The sequence below is a fragment of the Bacillus sp. AFS029533 genome (assembly GCF_002585125.1).
GTDB lineage: Bacteria > Bacillota > Bacilli > Bacillales > Bacillaceae_G > Gottfriedia > Gottfriedia luciferensis_B.
Genome location: NZ_NUQC01000014.1, coordinates 26,806 through 48,349, shown reverse-complemented (window position 1 = coordinate 48,349; position 21,544 = coordinate 26,806). Strand labels below are relative to the sequence as shown.

The 21,544-nt window shown below is 32.8% G+C and carries 24 protein-coding genes; 17 read left to right on the top strand and 7 right to left on the bottom strand.

Annotated features, from left to right (window positions below; genetic code table 11):
* Window position 1: 1 nt before the first annotated feature.
* Window positions 2-145 carry a teichoic acid D-Ala incorporation-associated protein DltX gene (gene dltX / locus COE53_RS07490; protein ID WP_069034836.1) on the bottom strand — a complete coding sequence of 48 codons (144 nt, stop codon included), beginning with the start codon at window positions 143-145 and terminating at the stop codon, window positions 2-4.
* Between the two features lie 268 nt (window positions 146-413).
* On the opposite strand from dltX, the gene COE53_RS07485 reads away from it, so the two are divergent.
* A complete protein-coding gene (locus tag COE53_RS07485) occupies window positions 414-1,517 on the top strand; it encodes a serine hydrolase domain-containing protein (protein ID WP_098947631.1) in 1,104 nt (367 codons plus the stop codon).
* Between the two features lie 108 nt (window positions 1,518-1,625).
* Entirely contained in the window at window positions 1,626-2,342 is a 717-nt protein-coding gene (locus tag COE53_RS07480; protein ID WP_091023516.1) for a DUF3298 and DUF4163 domain-containing protein, read from the top strand.
* Window positions 2,343-3,075: 733 nt separating this feature from the next.
* Here the strand turns inward: COE53_RS07480 and COE53_RS07475 are convergent.
* On the bottom strand, window positions 3,076-3,321 hold the full coding sequence (locus COE53_RS07475; RefSeq protein WP_069034833.1) for a DUF2164 domain-containing protein: 246 nt from the start codon (window positions 3,319-3,321) through the stop codon (window positions 3,076-3,078).
* A 242-nt stretch (window positions 3,322-3,563) separates the two neighbouring features.
* On the opposite strand from COE53_RS07475, the gene sufC reads away from it, so the two are divergent.
* The 11 genes from sufC (at window position 3,564) to yunB (ending at window position 14,548) form a co-directional block, all read left to right on the top strand.
* On the top strand, window positions 3,564-4,349 hold the full coding sequence (gene sufC / locus COE53_RS07470) for a Fe-S cluster assembly ATPase SufC (RefSeq protein ID WP_091023520.1): 786 nt from the start codon (window positions 3,564-3,566) through the stop codon (window positions 4,347-4,349).
* Window positions 4,350-4,368: 19 nt separating this feature from the next.
* Entirely contained in the window at window positions 4,369-5,676 is a 1,308-nt protein-coding gene (gene sufD / locus COE53_RS07465) for a Fe-S cluster assembly protein SufD (RefSeq protein ID WP_091023522.1), read from the top strand.
* Window positions 5,676-6,896 (top strand): cysteine desulfurase, encoded by a 1,221-nt coding sequence (locus COE53_RS07460; RefSeq protein WP_091023525.1) that lies wholly within the window; start codon window positions 5,676-5,678, stop codon window positions 6,894-6,896. The genes sufD and COE53_RS07460 overlap by 1 nt, the downstream gene beginning before the upstream one ends.
* A complete protein-coding gene (gene sufU, locus COE53_RS07455) occupies window positions 6,886-7,335 on the top strand; it encodes a Fe-S cluster assembly sulfur transfer protein SufU (protein ID WP_025671513.1) in 450 nt (149 codons plus the stop codon). The genes COE53_RS07460 and sufU overlap by 11 nt, the downstream gene beginning before the upstream one ends.
* Before the next feature lie 47 nt (window positions 7,336-7,382).
* A complete protein-coding gene (gene sufB, locus COE53_RS07450; RefSeq protein ID WP_025671514.1) occupies window positions 7,383-8,780 on the top strand; it encodes a Fe-S cluster assembly protein SufB in 1,398 nt (465 codons plus the stop codon).
* A 283-nt stretch (window positions 8,781-9,063) separates the two neighbouring features.
* Window positions 9,064-9,588: a DinB family protein gene (locus tag COE53_RS07445; protein ID WP_069034829.1), complete on the top strand. Its 525-nt coding sequence runs from the start codon at window positions 9,064-9,066 to the stop codon at window positions 9,586-9,588.
* 221 nt (window positions 9,589-9,809) lie between these two features.
* Entirely contained in the window at window positions 9,810-10,631 is an 822-nt protein-coding gene (locus tag COE53_RS07440; RefSeq protein ID WP_098947658.1) for a sulfite exporter TauE/SafE family protein, read from the top strand.
* A gap of 17 nt (window positions 10,632-10,648) precedes the next feature.
* On the top strand, window positions 10,649-12,052 hold the full coding sequence (locus tag COE53_RS07435; RefSeq protein ID WP_091023527.1) for a bifunctional metallophosphatase/5'-nucleotidase: 1,404 nt from the start codon (window positions 10,649-10,651) through the stop codon (window positions 12,050-12,052).
* A gap of 72 nt (window positions 12,053-12,124) precedes the next feature.
* Complete coding sequence (locus COE53_RS07430) at window positions 12,125-12,427, top strand: YunC family protein (protein ID WP_069034827.1); 303 nt, start codon at window positions 12,125-12,127, stop codon at window positions 12,425-12,427.
* A gap of 124 nt (window positions 12,428-12,551) precedes the next feature.
* A complete protein-coding gene (locus tag COE53_RS07425) occupies window positions 12,552-13,655 on the top strand; it encodes an HD-GYP domain-containing protein (RefSeq protein ID WP_098947629.1) in 1,104 nt (367 codons plus the stop codon).
* Between the two features lie 68 nt (window positions 13,656-13,723).
* Window positions 13,724-14,548, top strand: a complete 825-nt coding sequence (yunB, locus tag COE53_RS07420) for a sporulation protein YunB (protein WP_175495625.1) — start codon at window positions 13,724-13,726, stop codon at window positions 14,546-14,548.
* A 105-nt stretch (window positions 14,549-14,653) separates the two neighbouring features.
* On the opposite strand, the gene COE53_RS07415 is transcribed toward yunB, so the two are convergent.
* On the bottom strand, window positions 14,654-15,643 hold the full coding sequence (locus COE53_RS07415; RefSeq protein ID WP_091023533.1) for a M23 family metallopeptidase: 990 nt from the start codon (window positions 15,641-15,643) through the stop codon (window positions 14,654-14,656).
* 186 nt (window positions 15,644-15,829) lie between these two features.
* Here COE53_RS07415 and lipA point away from each other — a divergent pair, with 186 nt between their 5' ends.
* The gene (gene lipA / locus COE53_RS07410) at window positions 15,830-16,714 is read left to right on the top strand and encodes a lipoyl synthase (protein ID WP_069034823.1); all 885 of its coding nucleotides are present in this window, start codon (window positions 15,830-15,832) and stop codon (window positions 16,712-16,714) included.
* 41 nt (window positions 16,715-16,755) lie between these two features.
* Here the strand turns inward: lipA and COE53_RS07405 are convergent, their stop codons facing one another.
* On the bottom strand, window positions 16,756-17,367 hold the full coding sequence (locus COE53_RS07405) for a YhcN/YlaJ family sporulation lipoprotein (RefSeq protein ID WP_091023535.1): 612 nt from the start codon (window positions 17,365-17,367) through the stop codon (window positions 16,756-16,758).
* A 91-nt stretch (window positions 17,368-17,458) separates the two neighbouring features.
* Here COE53_RS07405 and COE53_RS07400 point away from each other — a divergent pair, with 91 nt between their 5' ends.
* Window positions 17,459-17,734: a YutD family protein gene (locus COE53_RS07400; protein ID WP_056468720.1), complete on the top strand. Its 276-nt coding sequence runs from the start codon at window positions 17,459-17,461 to the stop codon at window positions 17,732-17,734.
* A gap of 271 nt (window positions 17,735-18,005) precedes the next feature.
* Here the strand turns inward: COE53_RS07400 and COE53_RS07395 are convergent, their stop codons facing one another.
* Together COE53_RS07395 and glpX are read right to left on the bottom strand one after the other, a co-directional pair.
* Window positions 18,006-18,275: a DUF3055 domain-containing protein gene (locus tag COE53_RS07395; protein ID WP_025672291.1), complete on the bottom strand. Its 270-nt coding sequence runs from the start codon at window positions 18,273-18,275 to the stop codon at window positions 18,006-18,008.
* Window positions 18,276-18,289: 14 nt separating this feature from the next.
* Complete coding sequence (gene glpX, locus COE53_RS07390; protein WP_098947627.1) at window positions 18,290-19,258, bottom strand: class II fructose-bisphosphatase; 969 nt, start codon at window positions 19,256-19,258, stop codon at window positions 18,290-18,292.
* Window positions 19,259-19,407: 149 nt separating this feature from the next.
* On the opposite strand from glpX, the gene COE53_RS07385 reads away from it, so the two are divergent.
* Together COE53_RS07385 and COE53_RS07380 are read left to right on the top strand one after the other, a co-directional pair.
* The gene (locus COE53_RS07385) at window positions 19,408-19,857 is read left to right on the top strand and encodes a DUF86 domain-containing protein (RefSeq protein ID WP_069034820.1); all 450 of its coding nucleotides are present in this window, start codon (window positions 19,408-19,410) and stop codon (window positions 19,855-19,857) included.
* A gap of 78 nt (window positions 19,858-19,935) precedes the next feature.
* Entirely contained in the window at window positions 19,936-20,706 is a 771-nt protein-coding gene (locus COE53_RS07380) for a TIGR01457 family HAD-type hydrolase (RefSeq protein WP_069034819.1), read from the top strand.
* A 115-nt stretch (window positions 20,707-20,821) separates the two neighbouring features.
* On the opposite strand, the gene COE53_RS07375 is transcribed toward COE53_RS07380, so the two are convergent.
* Window positions 20,822-21,343 carry a phosphatidylglycerophosphatase A family protein gene (locus tag COE53_RS07375; protein ID WP_069034818.1) on the bottom strand — a complete coding sequence of 174 codons (522 nt, stop codon included), beginning with the start codon at window positions 21,341-21,343 and terminating at the stop codon, window positions 20,822-20,824.
* Window positions 21,344-21,544 lie beyond the last annotated feature (201 nt).

Genomic DNA, 21,544 nt, shown 5'->3' with positions numbered 1-21,544 from the left:
CCTAAAAATCGTTATATATAAAGCTCCCAGTAAATGAATCTTTAAATCCATATAGGTAAAGTAGTGCAAGTAAAATTGATAAATAAAACGCAGTATAGAATAAAAATCTTAAAGTCTTTGAACGGAAAATATGGATTTTACCCATTTGTTTTCACCTTTCTTAATTTTTAGCTAGACGTATTATAACACCGAAAAAAAGATGAAAAATTAACCAAACACCTTTTAAAATTACAAACAGATAATAAATTATTAAAGGTTAAGTAAATTTTTTCTAATTAAATTTTAAAGATTAATGGACAAGATTGTTCATATAATTAGGAAAAGGTAGTAATAATGAACAAAAAAATAGAGGGAAGTAAAAATAATGGGGAAATGGGAAAATCCTATTGGCCCTGCTCTATGGGAGATTGTAAATGATGAAAAAGATTTATTTGTTCTTGATTCCTAGTTTCTTAACTGTTTTAATAATGTCTCCATTTTGTAGTTTTATCTGGAATAAAAACGCTGCGAAAGGGACAGTTCCGAATTACCCTACTGTGAATACCGTTAAAGTTACTAATGTTCAAAATGAGAATTCTAGAGAGATTGATCGCTACTTACAGCAAATTCATTTTAATGGAGTTGTTCTTGTTAGGAAGAATGAAGAAAATATCATTAATAAAGGATACGGTTATCGAGATATCCAAAATCAGTTACAGAACACACCAAATACGTATTATCCAGTTGGCTCAATTTCTAAATTTTTTGTTTCAACGTTGTTAATGGAATTAAAAGAAAAAGGCAAAATATCGTTTAACGATCCGATTTCAAAATATATACCAGAATTTCCGAATGGATCAAAATTAACATTATTTCATTTAATTTCTCATACTTCAGGGATTAGGAGACAAAAAGAGTTATTTAATCCAATTTCATCGACTAATTTAATAAAGGAAATAGTTAAATCAAATGCTCACTATAAACCGGTGAACAAATGGGATTACAATGACACAAATTATGTTTTACTTGCTTACGTTATTGAAAAAGTAACTGGAATTCCTTATGGAGAATATATAAAAACACATATTTTCAATAAAGCGAATATGACTGAAATTGGACAGGGTAATGATTTTTATAAAAAAGGAAATCATGCACTAGGTTATTTATTAATTCAATCTAAAAATGCTCCGAAGCAATTACGAATACCAAATTTTAACCATTTATTAGGTTGTGGAGATATTTATGCAACGGTTTCAGGACTACAAAAAATGGACGAGGCACTTATTTCAAATAAACTTATATTGAGTAAAAGTTTTACTCAATTTATTAAGCCGTATCAAAATCATTATGCATACGGAATTTATAATAAAGGAAAGTATTTATACAATCATGGGGTAGTTCCAGGAATTAATTGTATGAATGTATTCGATCCAGTTTCGAAAACATATGTAATTGTGTTTTCTAATAGTCAAAAGGTGAAACCAAACACTTTTAAGATAGCAATGAACTTATTTAAACTAGTTAACAAAATGAGTTGAGAACAGTTAGCTTTTTGATTATAAGAATCTAGACTCTTATAAAATATTTCATAAATAATTTAAAAGATACTCATACTATTTTTTGATAAAGAAAATAGGAGGAGTCTAGTGAAAAAGTTTCTATATTATTTCTTATTAATGATAATGACTAGTAGTATTAATTTGGGCTCTATTAAATTTGTTAGTGCGGAAACGAAAGCCGGGATCAATGAAAACTCATTAACGAGACATATTAAAATTACTGAACAAAAACTAAATGATGCGCCGATTAAGTATCCACAAATAAGTGGAGCATCTAATTCAACTGCACAACAAAAGATCAACAGTATCTTAAAACAAGGTGCTGATGTAGCGAATAGTAATCGTTTGAAGCTATTAGAAGATGAGAAAGAAGCTAAGTCAAAATGGGATGCTAGCCAAGGGCAGTGGAGACCTTATGAATATGTATTTACTTATAAGGTACTATACAATAATCTTGATAAATTGAGTGTTATTTATAATGAGTATTCATATACAGGTGGGGCACACGGAATGACAATGGGTACTACATTTAATTTTGACGTAAAAACAGGTGATATCGTTCCACTATCTAAGTTAATAAACGAAAATACAAAATCCGTACAAGAATATGCTTATCAGCAATTACAAAAGAAATATAAAGGATATGTATTAATAAAATCTCCTAACGAAATTGACTTAAGTGACAAAAATCGACTATGGGCATTTGACCACGCAGGAATAAAATTAATCTTTAAAGAATATGAAGTAGCCGCATATGCTGCTGGCATGCCCGAAGTCTTTATACCAGTGCAAGTTTATCAATAATAAAACCGATTTTTAGAATATATAGGAAAATGTTTTTGAAATAGTTAAGGAAGTAAATTTATTTAATTGATCAAAACCTTTTTTCTTCAGAGTGTTGAAATGTTAAGCGGTCTATAGGGAAACATTAAAAAGAACATTATTGATGCTTAAATACTGTTTGATGATCTATTAATGATTTTACGATTTTAATATACCAATCAATTATATTAATTGTTTTTCAGAAGTTGAAATTTTAACGAAATTAGATAAATTATTTCAAATGGTATTCGAACTTAATTGACTTACAGACTGATTAAAAAACTTTTATTTTACTCTAAGTAAAGGATATTGAATTAGCTTTTGAACATTAACTTTTTTTGATGAATAAGTTGATTGGAACGGAGGGGTGCTCGACTCCTATGNNCCCATGGAAAGCGAGCATCCTGTAGTGGAAATCAACCACGTGGGCTCCTTTACGAAAACTTGGTTAATAATTAACAAGATTGTTTTTCAACAACGCAAAAAAAGAACCTTCATTATAAATAAGGTTCTTTTCTTTATTTATTTAATAAATTTGATTAATGAAATAAAACACTTTCGTAAATAATGGTAGAGTCTGAATGAAAACATTCATTTGTTTTAACAATATAAGAATAAGTTGAACAACTATATAAATATTGAATAATCTAAAATTGAGTATGTACGATTACTAAAGTGAGTGCTAAAGGTCGTTAAAAACTAAAAGCAAAGAAGTTTAATCTTCAATCTGTTCTTTTAACAATAAGGCATAAAGATCTTCAACTCGTTCGGACATAAATCTTTGTGAGTCTTCAATTCCCTTATTATAAAACATAGGTCCAAGTTTTTGTGATATAAAGTCTATTAGCAACATTGAACTTAATTCACTTAATTCTTCGTCTCTTTCTTGTAAGAAATACGTTTGTAGTTGATTAATCGCAAATTTTTGTTGATCTGGTGAAAGCTTAGTTGTTTTAGACATATTTTTCCCTCTTTTTTAGTTGTGATATTAGATTTTTTATTTCCTATATATATAGTATCTCTATTTATTCTTTTTTTGCGAAAAAATGTTACACGTAATAAAACTTTTTTGGTAAAATAGTGCACAGCTTGAAAATACTTTTTAATTGCTTTAAGATTAGAATGAGAATAAAATGAGAATGAACTTAAAATAGCCATTTTCTATTTTATAGAATTTTTATGTAATATTATGGAGGGTGTAAAATGGGAGCTTCTACATTAAAAATAAAAGACCTTCAAGTAGCAATTGAAGGAAAGCAAATTTTAAAAGGTGTAAACCTTGAAGTAAAAGGTGGAGAAATTCACGCAATCATGGGACCAAATGGTACAGGTAAATCAACTTTATCTTCTGCTATTATGGGTCATCCAAAATATGAAGTAATTGGTGGTAGCATCGAGCTTGATGGCAACGATGTTTTAGAAATGGAAGTTGATGAGCGCGCTCAAGCTGGTCTTTTCCTTGCTATGCAATACCCAAGTGAAATTAGTGGTGTAACAAACGCAGATTTCTTACGTTCTGCAGTGAATGCACGTCGCGAAGAAGGCGATGAAATTTCATTAATGAAATTTATCCGTACATTAGATAAAAACATGGAATTCTTAGAAATGGATCCAGAAATGGCTCAACGTTATTTAAATGAAGGTTTCTCAGGCGGAGAGAAAAAACGTAATGAGATTCTTCAAATGATGATGATCCAACCTAAAATTGCTATTCTTGATGAAATTGACTCAGGTTTAGATATCGATGCATTAAAAGTAGTTTCTAAAGGTGTTAACGAAATGCGTGGAGAAGAGTTTGGTTGCTTAATCATCACTCACTACCAACGCTTATTAAACTACATCACTCCTGACTTCGTTCACGTAATGATGCAAGGTCGTATTGTAAAATCAGGTGGACCTGAATTAGCTGCTCGTTTAGAAGCTGAAGGATATGACTGGATTAAACAAGAGTTAGGTATCGAAGACGAGACTGTTGGGCAAGAAGCTTAATCGGATAGGAGGGATTCTCATGACAACTGGTACTACAATTCCATTTAGTCAAGAAACAGTTAAGCAGCTTTCTGCATTGCTAAATGAACCTGCATATTTCACAGAGTTCCGTTTAAATGCACTAGCAAAAGCTGAATCACTTTCTCTTCCAAAGCCAGATAAAACAAATATCTCTAAATGGGATTTCTTTGGAAAAGAATTTAATGTTACAGCTGGAAATGTTCCTACAAAAGATCAATTACCAGAATCAGTAACATCTTTAATGAATGAAGACACTGATCAATCAGTTTATGTACAATATAATGGTTCTGCTGTATATCACTCTCTTTCTTCTGAAGCAAAAGAAAAAGGTGTAGTATTCGTAGATTTACACACAGCGATTAAAGATCACGAAGATCTTGTGAAAAAATATTTTATGACAGAGGCTGTAAAAGTCGATGAAAATAAATTAATCGCTTTACATGCAGCATTAGTAAATGGTGGAGCTTTCTTATACATTCCTAAAAATGTTGTATTAGAAAAACCAATCCAATCTATTTTTGTTGTTGATGGTGAAAACGTACCTGCATATAACCACGTTCTTGTTGTTGCAGATTCAAATAGTGAAGTTACTTATGTTGAAAACTATGTTTCTACATCTGCTGATTTAGATGCGGCTGTTGTTAACGTTATTACAGAAGTAATTACATTAGATAATGCAAAAGTTCGTTATGGTGCTGTTGATACTTTAGCAAAAGGTGTTACTGCTTATGTTGTTCGTCGTGGTCACGCTGGTCGCGATAGCAAAATCGAGTGGGCACTTGGCCTAATGAACGATGGAAACTCAGTTTTCGAAAATGTTACAAACTTAATTGGCGACGGTTCTTTCGGTGACATGAAGATGGTTACTGTAGGCCGTGGGGAGCAAACTCAAAACTTTACAACAAACATTACTCACTATGGTAAAGGATCTGAAGGTTGGATCTTAAAACATGGTGTATCAAAAGATGCTGCTACTTCAATCTTTAATGGTATTGGGAAAATTGAACACGGCGCTTCTAAGTCTAATGCACAACAAACTTCACGTGTATTAATGCTTAGTGAAAAAGCTCGTGGAGATGCGAACCCAATTCTATTAATTGATGAAAACGATGTTATGGCAGGTCACGCTGCTTCTGTTGGTAAAGTAGATCCAACTCAGCTGTACTACTTAATGAGTCGCGGTATTCCGAAGAAAGAAGCAGAGCGCTTAGTTATTCACGGATTCTTAGCACCTGTAGTTTCGGAATTACCAATTGAAGAAGTTAAAAAAATGCTTGTTGATGTAATTGAGAGGAAGGTTAAGTAATGGATGTTAAAGCAATCCGTGAAGCCTTTCCGATATTAAATCAAGAAGTAAATGGACATCCTTTAGTATATCTGGATAGTGCTGCAACTTCACAAAAACCTGTTCAAGTAATAGAAGCTGTTGCTAACTACTATAAAGAATATAATTCTAACGTTCATAGAGGTGTACACACTCTAGGAACAAAAGCTACTGATGCATACGAGGGAGCTCGTGATAAAGTACGTAAATTTATTAATGCATCATCAATTGAAGAGATTATTTTTACTAGAGGTACAACTACTGCAATTAATACAGTTGCTGCTAGCTACGGAAGAACGAACTTAAAAGCTGGAGATGAAATTGTGATTTCTTATATGGAACATCACAGTAACATTATTCCTTGGCAACAGGTTGCTAAAGCTACTGGCGCAACATTAAAATATATACCACTAGAAGAAGATGGTTCAATCAGCGTTGAGCAAGCAAAGGCTACAATTAACTCAAATACAAAAATAGTTGCGATTATGTACGTTTCAAATGTACTTGGTTCAATTAATCCTGTTAAAGAGATTGCAGCAATTGCTCATCAAAATGGAGCAATCATGCTTGTTGATGGTGCGCAAAGTACTCCACATATGAAGGTTGATGTGCAAGACTTAGATTGCGATTTCTACGCATTTTCTGGTCATAAAATGTGTGCTCCTACCGGTATTGGTGTACTTTACGGTAAAAAACATCTTCTTGAAAACATGGAACCTATTGAATTTGGTGGGGAAATGATTGATTTCGTTGACTTACAAGATTCTACTTGGAAAGAACTACCATGGAAATTTGAAGGTGGAACTCCAATCATTGCTGGTGCAGTTGGTTTAGGCGCTGCTATTGATTTCTTAACTGAGATTGGGATGGATAATATCGAAAAGCATGAACATGAGATTGCGAATTATGCTCTTGAACAGTTATCTACTGTAGAAGGAGTAACAATCTATGGTCCAAAGCATCGTGCAGGACTAGTTACATTTAATGTGGAAGATGTGCATCCACATGATGTTGCAACTGTATTAGATGTGGAAGGAATTGCAGTTCGAGCTGGCCATCATTGTGCTCAGCCATTAATGAGATGGTTAAAGGTATCTGCTACTGCTCGTGCAAGTTTTTATCTGTATAATACAAAAGAAGATGTAGATGCTTTTGTAAGAGGATTAGTTAAAACGAAGGAGTATTTCAGCGATGTCTATTAATCGAAACATTGATCTAGATGCATTATATCGTCGAGTGATAATGGACCATTATAAAAACCCTCGTAATAAAGGGGTAGGGGCAATATCAGAAAACGATGTAACAATAAACATGAATAACCCTACTTGTGGTGATCGCATTGAACTTCGTTTAAAAGTTGATGATGGAATTGTATCAGACGCTCGTTTTGATGGTGAGGGATGTTCAATTTCAATGGCATCAGCTTCAATGATGACTCACGCAATTAAAGGTAAAAAAATAGAGGAAGCCCTACAGCTTGCTCAAATATTTTCAGATATGATGCTTGGAAAAGAATACGATGAATCAATCGATTTAGATGATATTGAAGCACTTCAAGGTGTTTCAAAGTTTCCAGCACGAATTAAATGTGCAACACTTGCATGGAAAGCGATGGAGAAGGGCTTAAAATCAGAGGAATAATCCTCTGAGCTTTAATCCTCCTCTTCTATAAGAAGGGAGTATGAATAATGTCTACTAATTTGCCGGATATTAGTGATTATAAATATGGTTTTCATGACCGTGACGTATCAATCTTCCGTTCAGAGCGTGGTTTAACAAAGGATATCGTTGAAGAAATTTCACGTATGAAAAATGAACCACAATGGATGTTAGATTTCCGTTTAAAATCTTTACAACATTTCTATGATATGCCAATGCCTCAATGGGGTGGAGACTTAGCAGATTTACGCTTTGATGAAATTACTTACTATGTAAAACCATCAGAGAAAACAGAAAAGTCTTGGGATGAAGTACCTGAGGAAATCAAAAATACTTTTGATAAATTAGGTATTCCTGAAGCAGAACAAAAGTATTTAGCTGGTGTATCTGCACAGTATGAGTCTGAGGTAGTTTACCACAGTATGAAACAAGACTTAACTGATCTTGGTATCTTATTTACAGATACAGACACAGCTTTACGTGAGCATGAAGAAATTTTCAAAGAGCACTTTGGAAAAGTAATTCCACCTACAGATAACAAATTTGCTGCATTAAACTCAGCTGTTTGGTCTGGTGGATCATTCATCTACGTACCAAAAGGTGTTAAAGTTGATACGCCACTTCAAGCGTATTTCCGTATTAACTCTGAAAATATGGGTCAATTTGAACGTACATTAATCATTGCTGACGAAGGTGCACATGTACATTACGTTGAAGGTTGTACAGCTCCTGTATATACAACAAACTCACTTCACTCTGCAGTAGTAGAAATCATCATTAAGAAGGATGCATACTGCCGATATACAACAATTCAGAACTGGGCGAATAACGTATTCAACTTAGTTACGAAACGTGCTGTTTGTGAAGCGAACGCAACAATGGAATGGATCGATGGAAACATTGGTTCAAAATTAACAATGAAATACCCAGCAGTTATCCTTAAAGGTGAAGGTGCTCGTGGCCTTACACTTTCTATTGCAATTGCTGGTAAAGGACAACACCAAGATGCTGGTGCTAAAATGATTCACTTAGCTCCAAATACTTCTTCTACTATTGTTTCGAAATCTATTTCTAAACATGGTGGTAAAGTAACGTACCGTGGTATCGTACACTTTGGTCGTAAAGCAGCTGGATCACGTTCAAATATCGAGTGTGATACGTTAATTATGGATAATGCATCAACTTCTGATACAATTCCATACAACGAAATCTTAAACGACAATATTTCTCTTGAGCACGAAGCGAAAGTTTCAAAAGTATCTGAAGAGCAATTATTCTACTTAATGAGCCGTGGTATTTCTGAGCAAGAAGCTACAGAAATGATCGTAATGGGCTTCATTGAGCCATTTACAAAAGAATTACCAATGGAATATGCAGTTGAAATGAACCGTCTGATTAAATTCGAGATGGAAGGTTCAATTGGTTAATAGAGTTTTTAGGGGAGGCGAACTTTTGAAGTTCGTCTTTTTTATTTAGAAATATTTAATAAGTATCCGCAGTTGTTTTGATAATTTAATAAATATTTAAAGATGATTTCTGTTTCTATAAGTAGAGCAGCTTTTTAGTTTTAGTAAAATCCTTCTACATTACACCTCATTAATTTTTCAGATAAATAAAGGTTTTTATAAAATAAGATAGATCTATTTGTGGTAAAATTTAACTTGAAGGAAAAGAGATGTTTGTGGAATTTAATATGTGGGAGGGTTTTTTATGAATTTTAACCTTAAAGAAGCGATTGAAGTTTTAGAAAGAACACCAAAATCATTAGAGTCTCTTTTATCGGGTTTATCTGAATCTTGGTTAAACTGTAATGAAGGTGAAGGAACCTGGAATGCTTCTGAAGTAATCGACCACCTAATTGAGTGTGAAAAAACAAATTGGATTCCAAGGTTGAACTGCATACTTAACAAAGAAGGAAACAACCATTTCCCACCATTCGATCGTTTTTCGCATTTAAATGAAAAACATGAGAACTCAATAGAAGAAAGATTACTTGAATTCAAGAATTTAAGAGCAGAAAATATTACAAAACTACAATCATTGGTTGACCCTGAATTACACTTAGAATTAGAAGGGATTCACCCAGATCTTGGAACAGTAAAATTAAGAGAATTATTATCCACTTTTGTCGTACATGATCTTACGCATATAACTCAAATTGCAAGAGTGATGGCAAAACGATACAAAACTGACGTAGGTCCTTGGATTGCAAATTTAAGTGTGTTAAAGAAATAGTTAGCGTTTAATTCACAAATTATCGGGTATTATAGTGTGGAAATCAACGAAGTACTTAAAAAAACAATTAAAAATAATGTATAAACACCAAAGTGCAATACAATAAAGGATTATTCATACTCGGGGAATTCCGAGTTTTTTTATGTTAAACTATTATTTAAACCATGGAGAATATAGATTTTTAGTGTAATTAAAAAGGAGAGAAATTTAGGTTGGATATCATTCTACAAATTCTTATACTCATCAGTATAGGACTTGCTGCAGGAACAGTCGGATCATTGATTGGTTTAGGCGGAGGGATTATTATCGTTCCAATGCTACTTAATATTGATCACTTTTTATCCGCTTTTTCGACTGTGCCAATTCATGTTGCAGTTGGAACTTCACTGATTACAATTGTGTTTTCTTCACTGTCATCCACCCTTTCGTACCATAAACAAAAACGAATCGATTATAAGAGTGGTATTTTATTTTTAATAGGGAGTGTTCCTGGTAGCTTACTAGGTACATACATCAATTCGCTTTTAAATACGGAGCGTTTTACTTTATTTTTTGGTATATTTTTAATCTGTATATCAGTCTTTCTATTTGTTTCTTCAAAATTAAATAAAAAAGCAAAGGAAGTACATAAAGGGGTTATACGAACATATACAAATGAAGAAGGCGAGGCATACACATATAGCTATAGTCTTCCTTTGGCGATTTCATTGTCTATTTGTATCGGGATCATCTCAGGATTATTTGGAATTGGTGGAGGAATATTGTTAGTACCAATGATGGCGTTTTTATTTGGTTTTCCACCTCAGTTAGCTGTTGCGACTTCAATGTTTGTTGTTATGTTTACGACGCTTGGAAGCTCGATTTCATATATAGTATTAGGAGAAGTAAATTTCTACTACATTCTTCTACTTATTCCTGGCGCATGGTTTGGTGGGAAAATTGGAGCATATATTAATCAAAAGTTAAAAACTGAAACAATCGCATTAATTTTAAGGTTAGTTGTGTTATTTTATGGCATAAAATTAATTATAGAAAATATTTAAAAAAGGATGGTGGAACAATGGAAACAAATCAAACGATAAATATTCGGTTGTTCCATACAAATGACATTCATAGCCACTTTGAAACGTGGCCAACAATCGTCGGTTTGTTGAAGTCTAAAAGAGAATTAGCTACAGGAAAAGGTGAAGCTACTCTTACTTTTGATATTGGGGATTTCGTTGATCGCTTTCATCCAATTTCGGAGGCCACTTTAGGAAAAGGCAATGTGGAACTTTTAAATGATGCAAAGTTTGATGCAATCACAATAGGAAATAATGAAGGAATTACCTTATCAAAAGGTGAGTTGTTAAACCTTTACGAAGATGCAAAGTTTGATGTATTAGTTGGTAATTTAAACATTTCAGATGAAGGTACCGAGAGTTTCAGCAAGCCTTTTGAAATATATGAAAAAAATGGAGTAAAGCTAGGAGTAATTGGTTTAACAGTCGCTTATCCTGTGTTTTATGAAACTTTAGGATGGAGTATAAAAGATCCGTTTGAAATGTTAAATAACATATTGCCAATTGTCAAAGCGCAATCAGACATTGTCATTATACTTTCTCATTTAGGGATGAGAGACGATCAGAGAATCGCTGAACAATTTTCAGGAGTCGATATTATCTTAGGCGCACATACTCATCATTTATTTCCAAATGGAGAGTATGCTGGTGAAACTTTACTTTGTGGAACAGGTAAACACGGTAACTATTTAGGCGAGGTTTTAATTACTGTAAATAAAGAGACGAAAAGTATTATCAATACTGAAGCTTCAGTTACTGAAGTACATACAGTCCCAACATATTATCAAGATGAAATGACGAAAATGATGTTGGCTAATTTAATGAGATTAAGTAAAGGAATTTTAAATGAACCAGTAACACAACTACCGAGTAACATGGGTGTAAATTGGTTTAAAGATAGTCCATTACTGAAATTATTAGCAAATGCACTACGCCAATGGACTAAATCAGATATCAGTATACTAAATTCCGGTATTTTACTTGAAGGTTTAAATAATGGCCTTGTTACTAAGGGTGACATTCATCGGATTTGCCCACATCCTATTAATCCTTGTGTCGTTAATTTGTCTGGTAAGGAATTATTAAATGTTTTAAATCGTTGTGAAGATAAAGAGCTGACTCATTTAAAGATGAAAGGTTTTGGATTTAGAGGGAAAGTAATTGGAAAAATGGTTTACGATGGAATCACTTTTGTTAATAAAGATAAGAAAAGGCATTTGAAAAAAGAGGATCTACTTATTAATGGTGAAATGTTAGATTTAAATCGAATGTATGAGATTGGAACTTTGGATTTATTTACGTTTGGTCATTTAATTCCTACAATTCGAGATGCTAGTCATAAAAGATTTTTTATGCCTGAGTTTATTCGTGATGTGTTATTTTCGGCTTTAAAAGATGTATAAAATATATCAAGTTTAGACAGGTTACACTTTTGTTTTTTTCTCATATTTTAGAATGAGAAAGGAGCGTTGAACTTGATCAATTTAAGCCCAATTAAAATAGATAATCATACATTTAATGCTGTTACAGTTTTACTTCCAAAAACCACGTTATTGGTCGTTATGAATGATAACGGATATATTATGTGCGGAGCATTAGATGTAGCTTTATTAAATGAAAGATTGCGCGATCGTCAAATTATCGCAGGCCGAGCAGTTGGTGTAAAAACAATAGAAGAATTATTAAATGCGCCTTTAGAATCCATTACTGTTGAAGCAGAAAAGTTAGGTATTCAAAAAGGTATGATTGGAAGAGACGCATTATTAAAGATGATATAAAAAAAGCCACTAAATTTTTTTAGTGGCTTTTTGTGTAGACGATGCCCTAAAAATTGATTTTAAAATGTATTAACTGTTATGAAGAGCCATATATTTAATTAAAAAATTGTTCAAGGAGATAACAATGAGAGTTGTTGAAGCATCAACACTTGTTCCAGGTACGATCTTAAGAAAACCGATTTATAATGAGCATGGAAAAATGATTGTTAATGCAAATATTCCTTTAACAGAAGAGATGATTAATGGAATACATAAATTAGCTATTCAATTTGTTTTTGTACATGCTCAATCATCAGAACCTTTAATGGGAAAGACAATTATTTCAGACGAACTTCGCATTGAAATCACAAAAACAATAGAAGATGCTTTTGTTAAATTAATTAGCGAAGATTTTTATTTAAGAGGGCTATCTTTAGAAAAGAACTCATCTAGGCTTAAAGAAACGATAAAATCACTGCAAAACGAATTATGGCAACAGAAGGATGTTTTATCTTTATTGATTGACGTATTACATTATGATGAGTATCTCTTTACTCATTCTCTAAATGTAGCTATTTATTCTTTAGGAATTGGAACGGCATTAGATTTAAGTAAAATCCAGCTTAATTTACTTGGATTAGGTGCACTTTTACATGATGTTGGGAAGATGGCAATACCCAAAAAGATTTTAAATAAACGGGGCCGTTTAACTGAAGATGAATATGCATTCATTAAACAACATACAATTGCTGGATACGATCTGCTACGACAAGTATCTTCTATTCATCCACTTGTTGCGGACTGTGCATTACAGCATCATGAAAGGATCAATGGGAGCGGCTATCCAAAAGGTTTAATTGGTAAAGGAATACATCTTTTCTCAAAGATTATTGGGATTGCAGACTTTTTTGATGCTGTTACTTCAAATCGAGTATATCGACAAGCAATGCTCACGCATGAAGGATTAACATTATTAATTAATGAGAGTGATAAATTATATGATGCTAAATTAATTAGCATATTTAGCGATCTACTAACCATTTATCCAACGGGATTACACGTAAAATTGAGTGATGGTAGACAAGGAATCGTTTTTAGTCAAAATGATGCTGCTACAGATCGTCCAGTTGTGCTAATAATTGAAGAAAATGGAATAAAATTAAGCAATCCTTATGAAGTGAATTTATATAATGAGTTGAAATTAGAGATTATCGAGTATAATCAAATAATAAAAAAAGTTGATTTTTAATTGTACAAATCCATTAAGAATGAACAGGCATTGACATGCATACCCATTAGTAAGGGGGCATGGATACAATGAAGAGATTTAAGTACAGACGTGTTCCAAAAAATAAACTTTTTGTTTCAAAAAGAAAATCTTTTGGCGGATTTAAAAGGAATTCAACTCAAATAACACAAACAATTCGTAATATATTTCCAAATAAATATGTAGTTATTTGTATTGTTCTATTATTTTTTTCCTTATATGCTTTCTGGGAAATTGATAAAATTTTCACACCTACAATCTTAAAATATTCTGAGAAACAAACAAGACGAATTGCTTCTTTAGTTATCAATGAAGCGTATGAATCGGCATCTAAGGAACTGCAAGGGCAGGATATTATCATTCGGGATGTTGATGAGAATGGTAAGGCGATAATAAGTACTAATACATATTTAATCAATAAAATAATTGGTTCTACTACTCAGCATGTTGAAGAAAATATACGTAGAGTTGAAAATGGAGATCTATCATTTTTATCTTTATCAAAAGCCGAAAAGAAGAAAATGAAGTCGGATCATGAGGGGCTATATTTAAAAGTACCGATTGGGGTCGTAACAAATACAGTACTTTTAGGGAAAATTGGACCTACTATACCAGTTCGCTTTTCTGTAGTCGGTGATGCAGTGGCTAATGTTACACAAGAAGTTAAGCCTTTTGGATTTGATAATTCTGTAGTCGAAATTATTATGAATGTAGAAGTAAATATGAATGTAATTATCCCGTTTAGTACAAAATCGACAAAGGTGAAGGTAGAAGTTCCAATTGCTACTGAAATTATCGATGGGGAAGTTCCAAATTATATTCCATTTACTCCAAATACTCAACAAGCTCCTTCAACAACAAATGGAAAAAAATAAATTTAAAATAGAGCAGACTAAACTTATTACACTACGATAAGTTAGTCTGCTTTTTTTTCATTAATGGTTTCAATTTACCCAAAAACTCGCCTTGGTCAGTTTTCTTTATTTGCTTCTATCCTGACGCTCCCAAAGACGTAATTTTGGATAAGGATCAAAAGACCACTCTGAATAACCATTGTCTTTGTAAATACCATAGTGCAAATGTGGAGGAAATTTTCCAGATGTTCCTGGAGGTCCATATCCAGTACTTCCAACATAGCCAATAAGTGTTCCTGGCTCTACTACTTGCCCTCTTTGAAGGTCTTTGTTAAAGCCACCTAGATGAGCGTAGTAATGATAATTATTACTTAAGTCTCGAATTCCGATTCTCCATCCTCCGATTCGATTCCAGCCTTTTGTCTCAATAACTCCATAGCATGTAGACCTTACAGGAGTACCATAATTTGCAAAAATATCAGTACCTTCATGAACTCTTCGTCCACCAAAGCTTCGAGGTGCACCCCATGTACTACGATAACTATGTGTACTACGAATTGGTAATGGGAATGCATTACCTTCTATATTTAATTTTCCGTAATATTGATACAAACTAGCGTACTCATCGATAATATCAACTGTTATGGCTCTTTGGTAGTAATCCCATAGCATCATTCGAATATATTGCCTGGATGGTCCATAAAAATTTAATCGATGAATGAAAGTGTATAGAATATCCTCATCATCTTCTAGTGAAGCTTTTCCATCATTATTTCCATCTAAACCAATACCGCTAAAAAGATGGATAGTAGGAGCGTATGTGTCTTTCTTAACTGGATTTGATAGGCCGCTCCAATCCTCTGGTTTAATATAGATAGAAAGGACCCCATTTTCGCGTTTTGGTATATCGTTCCTTACACTCCGTACATTACGTTCATAAGTATCTATAGCTGCAAAGTAATACCAAGGGATAAAAGTCAGGGTTTCACCTTTTTTATATAAGGCCATTCGTTCTTTATTAAGCTGAGCTTGATTAATTTCTTCTGCATTTGTAAATGATGGCATTATGAAGATAACCACCATACAAAAAAGTACAATTATTTTTTTCAAAACCATCATCCTTTAAATTGATTTACATATATAGTTTGGTTAAAGAAGCGACTTTCATAAATGGAAATTATAGGGATAATAGGGATAATCAAACGAAAGTTTTTCATATCCGCGAAAAATGTAGTAATATATATACTATTGGAAGAGAAAATGAAATATGTCGTAAACGAATAAACGTTGGAGGAATTTCAAATGGCATCAAAAAAAGAAGAATATTTGAGAAAGCCCGAGTGGCTAAAAATAAAATTAAACACAAATGAATCTTACACAGAATTAAAGAAAATGATGCGATCAAAAAATCTTCACACTGTTTGTGAAGAAGCTCGTTGTCCAAATATCCATGAATGTTGGGCAGTTAGAAAAACAGCTACATTTATGATCCTTGGTGCAGTTTGTACGCGTGCATGTCGTTTTTGTGCAGTTAAAACTGGTTTACCAACTGAACTTGATCTACAAGAACCAGTTCGAGTTGCTGAATCTGTGACACAAATGAACTTAAAACACGTAGTAATTACAGCGGTTGCTCGTGATGACTTAAGAGACGGTGGGGCAGCTGTATTTGCAGAAACTGTTAGAGAAGTTAGAAAAGCAAATCCATTTACTACAATTGAAGTTTTACCATCTGATATGGGTGGGAAATTTGAAAACCTTAAAATGTTAATGGATGCAAAACCAGATATTATGAACCATAATATTGAAACAGTTAGAGAGTTAACTCCACGTGTTCGTGCAAGAGCTACGTATGAAAGATCACTTGAATTTTTACGTAGAGCAAAAGAAATTAACCCTAGCATTCCTACAAAATCAAGCATCATGCTTGGTTTAGGTGAAACAAATGAGCAAATTTACGAAGCAATGGATGATTTACGTGCTGCAGGTGTAAATATCATTACATTAGGTCAATATTTACAACCAACGAAAACTCATTTAACTGTTAAAAAATACTATACTCCTGACGAGTTTGCTGCCCTAAAAGAAATTGCTTTAGGAAAAGGTTTCTCACACTGTGAGGCTGGTCCTCTAGTTCGTTCATCATACCATGCTGACGAACAAGTAGAAGCTGCTAAACAAGCATAATTAAAAAGCACTAGCCTATGCTAGTGCTTTTATTTTGATAATTATTTTGAAATCTGATCGAAATGCATGCTTTGCTTATCTACATCAAAACCTGCAGCTAAATCTTTAATTTGTTGCTCTAATTGTCCATCATTAAGCTGACCATATTTATTTAGGTCCTCAATATTATTAATATTTTGTATCGAATTTGAAGTAAAGATATGATAGTAACTAGGAAGTGCAGATTGAGCAGTTTTTTCAACCTGTTTTCTAGCTAATGATTTATCTCCATCTGATCGATAAGCAATCAATACCTCTTGATCTGTAACTAGTGTAGCAGCATCGTCTATATCAGGAAGCTTAACAACTAAATAAGAAATGAATTTTGACACTTCTTGTTTATCAATCGTTAATGTATAATCGCCATCTTTACCTAAAACATCTTGCTTTTGTAGTCTAGAAAAGCCATAATCTTTGTAAGAGTTATTTGACATTTTAGCATTTACATCGCCTAAATCCATCGGCTTTGTATTTAATTGTTTAGGTGTTGGATTTGTTCGATGTTCATTTTTATATGTTACGTCCTCATAATCGAACTGTCTCGAATGACTTGGACCGAATGAACATCCTGTTAATATAAATAAGGTTAATAAACAAACTAAATATTTACGCATATTAAATACCACCTTTTAATCATCAATGTAAAATTAGTATGCCAAAATATTTGTTACATATTTATGGGAGTAAAAGGAAGGAGAATACAAATTGGTTTGCATACAAAATATTTGCTATGAAGTAGTTGAAGATTACCGTGAAGGATTCAATGAAGAAGCCTTTAAAGCGAGATATGCAGAGATCCTTTCAAAGTATGATTACATTGTTGGGGATTGGGGCTATGAGCAACTTAGACTTAGAGGATTTTTTGACGATTCTCAAAAAAATGTTCCATATGATTCAAAAATAAGTACATTACGTGAGTATATTTATGAGTATTGTAATTTTGGATGTAAATATTTTGTAGTTAAGAAAGTAAAAAATTAAAAGATGGGGGAAACCTCATTTTTTTTTTGTTTATTTAAAGGGAGCACAGTATTTTAAAGAAAGTTGTTTAATCTAGAACATAAAAAATTTGTGGATAAAGTATTTTTTGATTTTTTGAAAGAATAAAAACCTTGTGGATAAGTTTGAATCTTTCAACAAAAGTGTGAATAAGTGAAGACTTAATCACAAAAAAAGTGGACAACTTTTTAGTTATCCACTTTTTTTCAGATTATTTAGTAAAAATAATTTATTTATCCACAGGATCGAAAAATTAGAATATAATTTCACTTAGAAAATCTAATAATTCAGCTGCCTTTTCTTCAGAAATTCCGAAAGCAAATTCTAAGTAACCTTCTTCTTTTAAATCATCTGAACCGATAATTGCAAATCGATTACTTTGCATATCCATAATCATAACTTTGCCATAATGACGATCAGAATATACTAAAGCAAGATCATGTCTTTGCTCTTCTCCCATAAAGCTTACAAAACGAGTCTTTGCTTGAATAGTGTCATCATATAAGAAAAAACGTTCTGACATTTTTTATTCCTCCATTATACTAAAATAAGATTTGGCTTGGATCCTAAATGGTGATGTGCTTTAATATGTCGCACAGTTTTCGTTTTACTTCTCATTACAATTGAATGAGTTTCGACTAAGTCTCCACCTAAGAAAGTAACTCCTTCAAGTAATTCACCTGAAGTAACGCCTGTAGCAGCAAAAATTGCATCGTCACCTTTTACTAAATCATTTAATGTTAATAATTGTCTTGGATTATTAAGACCCATATCCATACAACGTAATTCTTCTTCTTTATTCATTGGTACCAATCGAGCTTGCATGTCGCCGCCAAGGGCTTTTATCGCTGCAGCGGCTATAACACCTTCTGGTGCGCCACCAGTACCTACAAAGAGATCGATTCCGGTATGAGGTAATGCTGTAGCTATAACAGCGCCAACATCTCCATCACCAAATAATTTAACACGAGCACCTTTTTCACGAATTCGTTCAATGATTTCCTCATGACGAGGACGTTCTTGGACAATTACCGTTAAATCATGTACACGTTTATTGTTTGCTTCAGCAATAATATCTATCGTTTTTTCAATCGGATCATCTAATGATATTTTACCAGCAGCACGAGGACCTACAGCTATTTTTTCCATATACATGTCAGGTGCATGTAATAAGTTGCCTTTATCAGAAATTGCGATTACTGCCATAGCATTTGCATGACCTTTTGCAAGGATATTTGTTCCTTCAAGAGGATCAACTGCAATGTCTACTTCTGGTCCATTACCAGTTCCTAATTTCTCACCTATATATAGCATTGGTGCTTCATCGAGTTCACCTTCACCAATTACTACAGTACCTGCCATATTTACTGAATCAAACATCGAACGCATTGCAGAAGTAGCAGCGTCATCAGCTTCATTTTTCTTACCGCGACCCATCCAATGAGCAGAGGCAAGGGCAGCTGCTTCAGTAACTCTTACAATCTCAAGTGCTAATTCACGATCCAATAGTCCAACCCCCAGAAAAATATTCACCTATATAATATAACAAAAATCGGTAAGAAACGCTTTCATTTGTCGATTTTTTTCGAATTTAGCTATAAAATAAATATAAGTCCATAAAATGTAGAAGATAGAATTGAGAAGGAAGTGTACATATGTACTTTGTAAATCGTCAAAACATATTAGATCGAATTGAAATTTTAAATTCAATGCTTGAGGTATATGCGTCAAACAGCCATCCAAAAAATAAAATAGAAGAATTAGCTTTGGAAAGAATGACACATCTTTTGATTGATAGTATGTTAGATATTGGAAATACAATGATTGATGGCTTTATAATGAGGGACCCAGGAAGTTATGATGACATTGTTGATATACTAATGGATGAAAAAGTTATTACTGCATCAATTGGAGAATCCATAAAAAAATTAATTCCAATTCGAAAACATTTATTACAAGATTACACATCTTCAATTACAGAAAAAATAGTGACGACATTAAGCGAAAATATAGAAGCATATAAGGAATTCCCGGTTTCGGTTCAAGCTTTTCTTGATAAAGAGCTAGGAGTAATAAATGCTTTTAGTAGTGATGAGGAAAAATAATTTTAGTTTTTCTATGTAAAAATAACGCTGTTTTCTTGTATTACTGAGTGAACAGCCTGACTAGTAAGGAGTGGCAATATGAAACAATATAAAGGATACTTAATTGATTTAGATGGAACTATGTATCGCGGTGAGGAGCAAATAGAGGAAGCAAGTCTTTTTATAAAGGCTTTAAAGGAGAAAAATATTCCATATCTTTTTGTAACGAATAATTCTACACGTAAACCAGAACAAGTTGCTGATAAACTTAATTCCTTTAATATTCCAACTACAAAAGAACAGGTCTTTACAACAAGTAATGCCACAGCAAACTACATAAAAGAACAAAAGGCAGATGCTACTGTTTATATGATAGGTGAAGAGGGCTTACAATATGCCCTAGAGGAAGTTGGTTTAACAATCACAGATGAAAATCCGGATTTTGTCATTAGTGGCTTAGATCGTAGTATTAATTATGAGAAATTAGCAAAGGCTTGTATAGCTGTAAGAAACGGCGCAACATTTATTTCTACTAATGGTGACATAGCGATACCAACTGAAAGAGGTTTATTACCTGGCAATGGTTCATTAACATCTGTTATTACTGTATCTACTACAGTAAAACCAATTTTTATTGGAAAACCTGAATCAATTATTATGGAACAAGCATTAAAAGTTCTCGGTGTTGCAAAAGAGGATACATTAATGATTGGTGATTATTATGATACAGACATTATGGCTGGGATTAATACTGGTGTTGACACATTAATTGTTCATACTGGTGTAACGACAAGGGATATGTTGTCAAATTATGAAACTCAGCCAACTTATTCAGTTGACTCATTAGAAGAGTGGATTAAATATATTTAAGAAATCAATTAACTTAAAAACCCCACTAGTAATTAATTTACTTGTGGGGTTTTTGTATTATTTCAATATGAAAGAGTGGTCTCAAATATAGATTGACTTATGAGACCACTCTTTTTTATTCATTTTCAGCTTTAATCTGATCTGCCTTTTTATGTGCAGCACGATGAGCAAGTCGGCTAGATGCAGCAGCTGCAATCGCTCCGACAATATCATCTAAAAATGTATTTACTAAGCCTGTAGATTTATCGTTTAATCTTTCTAAAATTCCAGGTTTTAATTTATCGATGTAACCGTAATTCGTGAATCCAATTGAACCATATACATTTACGATCGATAAGGCAATTATTTCATCAATTCCATAAAGGCCTTCATCTTTTTTGATAATAGCCAACAATGGCTCTTGTAGTTTATCTTGCTCTGCCAAAATATCTAATTCAATACCAGTAATGATGGCATTTTGTATCTCACGTTTTGTCAAGACTCTCTCAACATTGTGTTTACACTCATCTTTAGATAAATTTTCATGGTACTTACTTTGTAAAAAATAAACTAAATCAGCAATGTCATCGAGCGTAACACCTCTTTTTTCTAATAACGATAATGCAGTCTTTTCTAAATCGTGATTTAAATATTCCATTTCATCACCTTTTCCTTATTGATTGATTTAATTACTATAAAAATAACTAAAATGGAGATTTCATAAAATAATTAAAACTTTTACTAAATTTTTTTAAAGAAATAAGAGGATTAATTATATATGATTCGATATCGAACAAAATTCCCCTTTATAAAAAAAGTTAAAACATAGTAAAAAATTGTTTAAGACATATAATTTATT